This is a genomic window from Mycobacterium sp. TH-M25 (genome assembly GCF_057473665.1).
On sequence record NZ_JBYCLA010000424.1, the window covers coordinates 1 to 8,970 of the forward strand.

Annotated in this window: 9 protein-coding genes; 5 read left to right on the top strand and 4 right to left on the bottom strand. The window is 66.8% G+C overall.

Features of this window, described 5'->3' with window-relative positions:
- Together AC2VOU_RS14300 and AC2VOU_RS14305 are read left to right on the top strand one after the other, a co-directional pair.
- On the top strand, positions 1–167 hold a 167-nt coding region (locus AC2VOU_RS14300), incomplete at its 5' end, for a nicotinate-nucleotide--dimethylbenzimidazole phosphoribosyltransferase (protein ID WP_486957984.1).
- Positions 164–901, top strand: coding sequence for an adenosylcobinamide-GDP ribazoletransferase (locus tag AC2VOU_RS14305; protein WP_486957976.1), 738 nt, complete (start codon positions 164–166; stop codon positions 899–901). The genes AC2VOU_RS14300 and AC2VOU_RS14305, both read left to right, overlap by 4 nt.
- Positions 902–906: 5 nt before the next feature.
- Here the strand turns inward: AC2VOU_RS14305 and AC2VOU_RS14310 are convergent, their stop codons facing one another.
- Positions 907–2,013, bottom strand: coding sequence for a branched-chain amino acid aminotransferase (locus tag AC2VOU_RS14310; RefSeq protein ID WP_486957977.1), 1,107 nt, complete (start codon positions 2,011–2,013; stop codon positions 907–909).
- Between the two features lie 87 nt (positions 2,014–2,100).
- Positions 2,101–3,195, bottom strand: coding sequence for a glycine cleavage system aminomethyltransferase GcvT (gene gcvT / locus AC2VOU_RS14315; RefSeq protein WP_486957978.1), 1,095 nt, complete (start codon positions 3,193–3,195; stop codon positions 2,101–2,103).
- Positions 3,196–3,384: 189 nt separating this feature from the next.
- On the opposite strand from gcvT, the gene AC2VOU_RS14320 reads away from it, so the two are divergent.
- Positions 3,385–4,941, top strand: a complete 1,557-nt coding sequence (locus AC2VOU_RS14320) for a leucyl aminopeptidase (RefSeq protein WP_486957979.1) — start codon at positions 3,385–3,387, stop codon at positions 4,939–4,941.
- On the opposite strand, the gene AC2VOU_RS14325 is transcribed toward AC2VOU_RS14320, so the two are convergent.
- Together AC2VOU_RS14325 and AC2VOU_RS14330 are read right to left on the bottom strand one after the other, a co-directional pair.
- Positions 4,938–5,678: a hypothetical protein gene (locus AC2VOU_RS14325; protein ID WP_486957980.1), complete on the bottom strand. Its 741-nt coding sequence runs from the start codon at positions 5,676–5,678 to the stop codon at positions 4,938–4,940. The genes AC2VOU_RS14320 and AC2VOU_RS14325 overlap by 4 nt on opposite strands.
- A 27-nt stretch (positions 5,679–5,705) precedes the next feature.
- A complete protein-coding gene (locus tag AC2VOU_RS14330; RefSeq protein ID WP_486957981.1) occupies positions 5,706–6,074 on the bottom strand; it encodes a hypothetical protein in 369 nt (122 codons plus the stop codon).
- 386 nt (positions 6,075–6,460) lie between these two features.
- On the opposite strand from AC2VOU_RS14330, the gene sucB reads away from it, so the two are divergent.
- Positions 6,461–8,161, top strand: a complete 1,701-nt coding sequence (gene sucB, locus AC2VOU_RS14335) for a 2-oxoglutarate dehydrogenase, E2 component, dihydrolipoamide succinyltransferase (RefSeq protein WP_486957982.1) — start codon at positions 6,461–6,463, stop codon at positions 8,159–8,161.
- Between the two features lie 25 nt (positions 8,162–8,186).
- Positions 8,187–8,970, top strand: a 784-nt coding sequence (locus tag AC2VOU_RS14340) for a TIGR01777 family oxidoreductase (RefSeq protein ID WP_486957983.1), incomplete at its 3' end; no start/stop codon positions are given.

The following is an 8,970-nucleotide window of genomic DNA, read 5'->3' on the forward strand; positions in this document are numbered from 1 at the left end:
CTCTGGCTCAACTCGGTCTGGATCCGATCCTCGATCTGCGCATGCGACTCGGCGAAGGCAGCGGTGCGGCGCTGGCACTGCCGGTGTTGCGCGCCGCGGTGGCCACGTGCGCGTCGATGGCGACGTTCGCCGACGCCGGCGTCGCCGATCGCATGTCTGCATCGTGATCCGCTCGTTGGCAGCGGCTTTCGCGTTCGATACCGTCGTCCCGATGCCCGCCGGCCGGGATCGGCCGTTCGACCGCGGCGCGATGACCGCCCTTCCGCTGGTGGGCGTCGCGCTCGGCGCGCTGGTCGCCGCGGTGACGTGGGCCGGCTGGTGGGCCTTCGGCCCGGCGAGCCCGCTGGCCGGTCTGGTCGGGGTTGTCGCACTGCTGGCGGCGACCCGCGGGCTGCACATCGACGGTGCCGCCGACACCGCCGACGGCCTCGGCTGCTACGGACCACCCGAACGAGCGCTGGCGGTGATGCGCGACGGGTCGACCGGACCGTTCGGCGTGAGCGCCATCGTGGTGGTGATCGTCGCTCAGGGACTGGCGTTTTCGACGTTGCACCCGGCGGGGATCGTGACCGCGGTGTGCGCAGGCCGGGTTGCGGCGGTGCAGGCCTGTCGCCGCGGGCTGTCGGCCGCACCCGGAAGTATGCTGGGCTCGCGCGTTGTCGGCGGCCAGCGCACGCCGGTGGTCGTCGGGTGGGTGGCCCTGCTGCTGGCCGCATCTTCGGCCGTCGGTCGACACCCCTGGCACGGCCCGGTCGCGGTGCTGACCGCCCTGCTCGCGTCCGCTCTGCTGGTGCGGCACTGCGTACGACGTTTCGGCGGCGTCAGCGGCGACGTGCTCGGCGCCGCAATTGAATTGACGACGACCGTCACCGCTGTGCTACTCGCGGCGAGGATCGCGTGAGTCGCTCAGCCGAGCCGTGACATCCAGCCGTGGGTGTCGACGAAAGTACCGCGCTGAATGCCGGTGAGCGTGTCACGCAGCGCCATGGTCACCTCGCCGGATTCACCGTCACCGACGGTGAATTCGTTCTCCCCATATTTCACGTGCGACACCGGTGTGATGACGGCGGCGGTGCCGCAGGCGAACACCTCGGTGATCTCGCCGTCGGCGGCTTTCTTCTGCCACTCCTCCATGTCGATCTTGCGCTCTTCAACCGCGAAACCCGCGTCAGTCGCCAACTGCAACAGGGAGTCTCGCGTGATGCCCGGCAGCAGCGAACCGGACAGCTCCGGTGTGACCAGGCGCGCCGATCCACCGCTGCCGAACACGAAGAACAGGTTCATCCCGCCCATCTCTTCGATGTAGCGGCGCTCGACAGCGTCGAGCCACACCACTTGTTCGCACCCGTTGTCGGCGGCCTCCGCCTGGGCGACCAGCGATGCGGCGTAGTTGCCACCGAACTTCGCGGCACCGGTGCCACCCGGGCTGGCCCGGACGTAATCCGTTGAGACCCAGACGGTTACCGGCTTGATCCCGTTCTTGAAGTAGGCCCCGGCCGGCGAGCCGATCACCATGTAGCGGTATTGCTTGGCCGGGCGGACCCCCAACCCCGGCTCGGTGGCGAAGATGAACGGGCGCAGATACAGCGACTCTTCACCGCCGGCCGGCGGCACCCAGACATTGTCGACGGCGATCAGTTGTCGCAGCGACTCCAGGAAAAGTTCTTCGGGCAGTTCGGGAATGGCGATCCGCTCGGCCGAGTTCCGCAGCCGCGCGGCGTTGGCATCGGCCCGAAACGACACGACCGACCCGTCCGCCCAGCGGTAGGCCTTGAGTCCCTCGAAGATCTCTTGGGCGTAGTGCAACACGATCGCCGACGGGTCCAACGTGATCGGTCCGTACGCACCGACCCGCGCGTCGTGCCAACCCCGGCCCTCGGAGTAGTCGATCGACACCATGTGGTCGGTGTGGTACCTGCCAAAACCGGGGTCGGCGAGGATCGCGTGTCGCGCATCGTCGCTGGCGGGGTTTTCGGCGCGGGACACCGTGAACTCGAGAACGTCGCTGGTCATTTACGCCGCTCCTCGGACCCTTTCTGGATCACACTGCCCTGTCGATCGTCGTCGGCGCCGGTCATCAGGCGATTGTATAACCCAGCGCTAACGAGTTTTCGCGTTGACAAACGGCGGCTTGACGACTTCGCATTCGATGCCACGCCCGCGAACATCGACTCTGACGTGCCTGCCGTCCTCGATACCCGCGTCGACGTCGATGAGCGCCAACGCAATACCGACTTTCAGCGTCGGCGAGAATGTGCCCGACGTGGTGACGCCGACGGTCTTGTCACCATCGAGAACATTCAGGTCGGGTCGAAGCACACCGCGGCCGACCGCCTTGAGTCCGCGCAGCAGCCGCGGCGGACCGGTTTCTTTTTCCACCAGCAGCGCGTCGCGCCCGAAGAATGCGTCCTTCTTCCAGCCGATCGCCCAGCCGCACCGGGCCTGCAGCGGCGAAATGTCCGCCGAGAGTTCGTGACCGTGCAGTGGATATCCCATCTCGGTGCGTAGTGTGTCACGCGCTCCGAGGCCCGCCAGTTGCCCGTCGGCCCGCGTCACCGCGGCGTGCAGCGCGTCGAATACCGGGCCGGCAGAGTCCCACGGCGGCAGTAGCTCGTAGCCGTGTTCGCCGGTGTAGCCGCTGCGGCACACCCGCACCGGCACGCCGTCCAATTCGGCATCGGCGTAACCCATGTAGTCCATGTCGGTAGGCAGGCCCAGCCCGGTCAGCACCTTCGTCGACCGGGGGCCTTGCACGGCCAGCACGCCGTAGCACCGGTGCTCGTCGGTAATGGTCAGCTCCGCGGGCGCAGCTGCTTTCAGCGCGGCGACCACCGCAGCGGTGTTGGCGGCGTTGGGCACCAGGAAAATTTCGTCGGCAGCGACGTAATAGGCGATCAAGTCATCGATGACGCCGCCAGAGTCATTGCAGCACAACGTGTATTGCGCCTTGCCCGGCTGGATGCGATCCAGGTCGTTGGTCAGCACGGAATTGACGAACGCTGCGGCGCCGGGCCCCTTGACCAGCGCCTTGCCCAGGTGGCTGACGTCGAACAGGCCGACGGCGTTGCGGGTCGCTGTGTGCTCGGCGAGCGTGCCGGCGTAGGAGACCGGCATCAGCCACCCGCCGAATTCGGCGAAGCTTGCGCCGAGCTCGCGATGGCGATCCTCCAGCGGTCCATGTAACACTTCACTCACTGGCGCTACTCCTTCTGATCGCTGTGCTCTGCATCCTCGCCAGCGCGGCCCCTAGACATTTCACCCTAATGCGGGCCGCGGGTGACTACCCGACTGGTACACGTGGCCGGTGGTCGATTCACTGGACGTCGAGGCCACCCAGGACGCCGGTATCGCCGAAATGTTGGCACGATCGTTAGGGTTGAATTCGTGAGCACACAACCCGGATACCTGACTCCCGCTGTCTCCATCGTCTCGTCGCTACCCCGCCGGGGCGCCAAATCGACGGTCCTGGTCGTCCCTGTGGTGTCGTCGAGCCTCGAGGATGTCAACGACGAACCAGGCGCCCTGGTCGCCGACGCCGATTCACTACTGCCCCAAGAGGCGGTCACCGAAATCGAGGACGGCTTACGGGCGCTGAACGCCACCGGCGCTGTCGAGCAGGTGCACCGTTTGGTGGTGAAGTCGCTGCCGGTGGCCAGTGTGCTCACAGTCGGGTTGGGCAAGAGGCGCGACGAGTGGCCGTCGGATCTGATTCGCCGCGCGGCCGGCTCGGCGGCGCGCGCCTTGGGCGGCACCGAATCGGTGGTCAGCACGCTGGGCGCGCTACCAGGCGAGGGCCCGCTGGAGGCAGCCGTCGAAGGATTGATTCTCGGCAGCTACCGTTTCATCGCGTTCCGCACTGAGAAGACGGCTCCCAAAGACCCGGGCCTGCGCACGATCACCATGCTGTCCAGCGACAAGGCCGCCAAAGCGCGGGCCGCTCACGCCGTGGCGGTGGCCACCGCAGTCGCCACCGCGCGCGACTTCGTCAACACGCCGCCCAGCCACCTATTTCCCGCTGAATTCGCAAGGCGAGCAAAGGCTTTAGGAGATTCCGTCGGGCTCGAAGTCGAAGTGCTCGACGACAAGGCGCTGACGAAAGACGGCTACGGTGGCATCATCGGCGTCGGCCAGGGATCGTCGCGGCTGCCGCGACTGGTGCGGCTGTCGCACTACGGCGCGAGGCTGGCGAAAAAGCCCAAGCAGGCGAAGCGAGTCGCGCTCGTGGGCAAGGGCGTCACCTTCGACACCGGTGGCATCTCGATCAAGCCGGCGGCATCGATGCATCACATGACCTCGGACATGGGCGGCGCCGCGGCGGTGATCGCGACCGTGACGCTGGCCGCACAGCTGGGGCTGCCGATCGACGTGATCGCCACCGTCCCGATGGCCGAGAACATGCCGTCGGCGACGGCGCAGCGGCCCGGCGACGTGCTGACCCAATATGGCGGCACGACGGTCGAGGTTCTCAACACCGATGCCGAGGGACGATTGATCCTGGCCGACGCGATCGTGCGGGCGTGCGAGGACAACCCGGACTATTTGATCGAGACGTCGACGTTGACCGGTGCGCAGACCGTCGCGCTCGGCGCACGCACGCCAGGGGTGATGGGCAGCGACGAGTTCCGCGACCGGGTGGCCGGGGTTTCTCAGCGAATCGGCGAGAACGGTTGGCCGATGCCGCTGCCCGACGAGTTGAAGGACGACCTGAAGTCGACGGTCGCCGACCTGGCCAATATCAGCGGACAGCGCTTCGCCGGGATGCTGGTGGCAGGCGTCTTCCTTCGCGAGTTCGTCGCTGACGGAGTCAGCTGGGCGCATATCGACGTCGCCGCCCCGGCCTACAACACTGGCGGTCCATGGGGTTACACCCCCAAAGGCGGCACCGGTGTACCGACGCGCACCATGTTCGCGGTGCTGGAGGACATCGCGGCGAACGGCTAGCCGCTCACCGTCGGGCGACTGAACCAGCGAACCCTCTGACGCCAGGATTGCGCCGAGGCCAGCGCGAAACCGGCGCCGCAGACGCAGCAGAAGAACCACACTATCGCGGTAGTCGCCGTGCCCTGGAACGCCGGGATCACTGCGGTGAAGATGCGCACCACGCAGGCGGCGATGCCGCTCGCCGAGAAGATCAGGTACAAGTGGGCAATGTTGCGCGATCGCGGATCCTGCCGCAGCACCAACAAGGCGCGCGAGCCGAACACGAGCAGGTAAGCCAAAGTTCCGCACAGCATGACCCAGTAGACGCTCAACCAGAAGTCGGTGGGCAGCGCGAAGAAGTCACGCGTGTGGACTCTGCTGCCGCGGCTGAGTGTGAACGCGGCCAGCAACAACGGAATGCACAGCGTGGCGGGGCGTTCCACGTATTGCTTGAACGATCGCTGCAGCGCTCCGTCGTCGGTGACGCGGCCGACCGAGTTGTACACGATCGCCGAGGCCGCGACGATGTAGCAGTCGTGGCCCATGTAGTTCTGCAGGTTCCACTCACCGGTCAGCCGATACAGTCCGACGCCGATCGTGTCGGCGGCCAGTGGCGACATCAGCGCAACCGCGGCACCCTGCAGAGCGATATTCAGCGTCGCCGCCAATTCCCAACGGCAACGCCACGTGACCCGGCGGATCCACAGGCTCACGGTGATGCACGCCAGGGTGGTGATGAGAAGAGCGCTAAGTGCCAAAGCAGTACCTCACGCGACGTAGAAGATTTACAGCGGCGGCGCGTCGGAGCGTGGGCGCCAAGCCGAGATTTTCGTCGGCTGCTGAAGAGTCTTGACGTTGCCCCCACCCGCTACCGCATGCGTCTGCGTGCTTCCGCGGATTTCTTCGGCCAGCGCGGTGACTTCCTCTGGCGCGATGAACCGGTAGCGCGTCAGCAGCTCGGCACGGTTGATGCCCAGGTTGGCTGCAGCGACCCGGAGGTTGTCGGCGGTGATCAGGGTGCCCTTGTCCAACTGGTCGTAGTAGGTGGAACGCGGCAGTTCCATCGCCGTCCAGATCTCTTCCCTGCTCAGGGAGCGACCCGCCAGATAGGAGAGCACGGTGGCAAGTTCCTTGCCGCTGTCATCGGGATACACGCCGAACAAGATATCCAAGTTTTCGGCTTTGCGGAATCCTATTCGCGTCAAAAAACGGATATGTCACACAACTTGGACACGCGACATCTCTTTAAATGGACATAAAGTCTGATTTATTGGACTCGCGGGGGCGCCTGGGATTCGTGATCCATGCTGCGCCCGAGTCCGAGTGAGACGCGACTCACAGGACGCACGTAGCGGCATGAAGACCACGAGCGCCGACGACGGAACTCGGGCGCGACGGCTTGCCCTGGTTGTGCGCCGACAATTCCGGAGTGACAGGATGATTTCGGTACTCAACGGGTGCAGCTTCGCTTACACCGTGCTGTGGTAAGTCAGAGGTCGACCCGCGCCCACCGACCGATCAATCGAGGAGTCGACGTCAGATGGCCTTCTCAGTACAGATGCCGGCACTCGGTGAGAGCGTGACGGAGGGAACCGTTACTCGCTGGCTGAAGCAAGAAGGCGACACCGTCGAACTCGACGAGCCGCTACTGGAGGTGTCCACCGACAAGGTCGACACCGAAATCCCCGCACCTGCTGCCGGCGTGCTGACCAAAATCGTGGCCCGCGAGGACGAGACCGTCGAGGTCGGCGGCGAGCTTGCCGTGATCGGCGACGCCTCCGAGGCACCCAGAGCCGACGAACAGCTCGCTGAGCGACCTCCCGCGCAGGCGGCGTCCGAGCCCGAGCCGCAGCCGGTGGTCGCCGCGCCGACAGCCAATGACCAACCCGCAGCCGCAGACTCGCAGCCGGTGCTGATGCCCGAACTCGGCGAATCGGTCACCGAAGGCACGGTGACTCGCTGGCTGAAAAAGTTAGGCGACGTCGTGGAGGTCGACGAGCCGCTGGTCGAGGTGTCCACCGACAAGGTCGACACCGAGATCCCGTCACCGGTGGCGGGCACATTGATCAGCATCACCGCCGAGGAAGACGTCACCGTTGCGGTCGGCGGCGAACTCGCCCGCATCGGCGTCGGCGCCATCACCGCGGCGCCCACCACCCCCGCGCCGCCGGCTGCACCCGCACCGCCGCCGGCTGCACCCGCACCCGCCGCGCCGGCCGCGGCCCCGGTCGCACCGGAACCGCAACCCGCCGAAGCCGAGCCGGCGACCGGTGACGGCGCCCCTTACGTCACACCCCTGGTGCGAAAACTGGCCGCTGAGAACAACATCGACCTCGGCACGGTCAAGGGAACAGGAGTCGGCGGACGCATCCGCAAGCAGGATGTGCTGGCCGCTGCTGACCGCAGGGCACAGCAGGACCAAGCCGCGAAGGCGCCGACGCCCGCGTCCCCGGCGGCCGCCCAACCTCCGGCCGGCGTCAAGCCGAGCGCGCCGGGTACCGCACCCGCAATGGCGCATCTGCGCGGAACCACGCAGAAGGCCAGCCGCATCCGCCAGATCACCGCAAACAAGACGCGGGAATCTCTGCAGGCAACCGCGCAGCTCACACAGGTCCACGAAGTCGACATGACGCGCATCGTCGCGCTGCGCCACAAAGCGAAATCCGCGTTCGCCGAACGCGAGGGGGTGAACCTGACCTTTCTGCCGTTCATCGCACGCGCCGTGATCGACGCGCTCAAGGCACACCCGAACGTCAACGCCAGCTACAACGAGGGCAGCAAGGAGATCACCTACTACGACGCCGAGCACCTGGGCTTCGCGGTCGACACCGAGCAGGGTCTGCTCTCCCCCGTCATCCACAACGCCGGCGACCTGTCGCTGGCCGGGTTGGCCCGTGCGATCGCCGACATAGCGGGGCGTGCCCGCTCGGGCGACTTGCGGCCCGACGAACTCTCCGGTGGCACCTTCACGATCACCAATATCGGCAGTCAGGGTGCGCTCACCGACACGCCTATCCTGGTGCCGCCGCAGGCCGCCATGCTGGGCACCGGCGCGATCGTCAAACGGCCCCGGGTCGTCGTCGACGAGACCGGCAACGAGTCGATCGGCGTGCGCTCGGTGTGCCTGCTGCCGCTGACCTACGACCACCGGTTGATCGACGGCGCCGACGCCGGACGCTTTGTGACCACCATCAAGCATCGGCTCGAAGAGGGTGCTTTCGAGGCCGACTTAGGGCTCTGAGGCCGCTAGGAGATTGGCTCGACTCGTGCCCGCAACCGTCGCGATCGCCGGCTCGTCAGGCCTGATCGGTTCCGCGCTGGTCAACGCATTGCGCGCCGCAGACCACGACGTGCTGCGTCTGGTGCGCCGGGCGCCGGCCAACACCGGTGAGTTGCATTGGGATCCTGACCGCGGTGAGCTCGACGCCAAAGCGCTGAGCGGCGTCGACGCCGTCGTCAACATGTGCGGCATCAATGTCGGTCGGCGGCGTTGGTCGGGGGCGTTCAAACAGAACCTGCGCGACAGCCGCATCACCCCGACCGAGGTGCTGTCCATCGCGGCCGCCGACGTCGGCGTCGGCGTGCTCGTCAACGCCAGTGCAGTCGGCTACTACGGCGATACCAGAGACCATGTGGTCGACGAAACCGCTCCGGCGGGAAGCGGTTTCCTCGCCCAGCTGTGTGTGGACTGGGAAGCGGTCACCGCGCCGGCACGTACGGCCGGCGTCCGGGTGGTGTTGGCGCGTACCGGCGTCGTGCTGGCCGCCGCAGGCGGCGCTCTCGGTCAACTGCGGCCGCTGTTCTCGCTGGGCCTAGGCGTCCGACTGGGCAGCGGCCGCCAATCCCTCCCCTGGACCAGCTTGGAGGACCCCGTCCGGGCGCGGCAGTTCGCGATCTCCGACGAGCGGCTGTCCGGGCCGGTGACCCTCACCGGCCCGGCGCCCGTCACCAACGCCGAATTCACTACGGCATTGGGCCGGGCTATCAATCGGCCCACCCCGCTGACGGTGCCGAGCTTTGCGATACGCGCCGCCCTGGGCGAATTCGCCG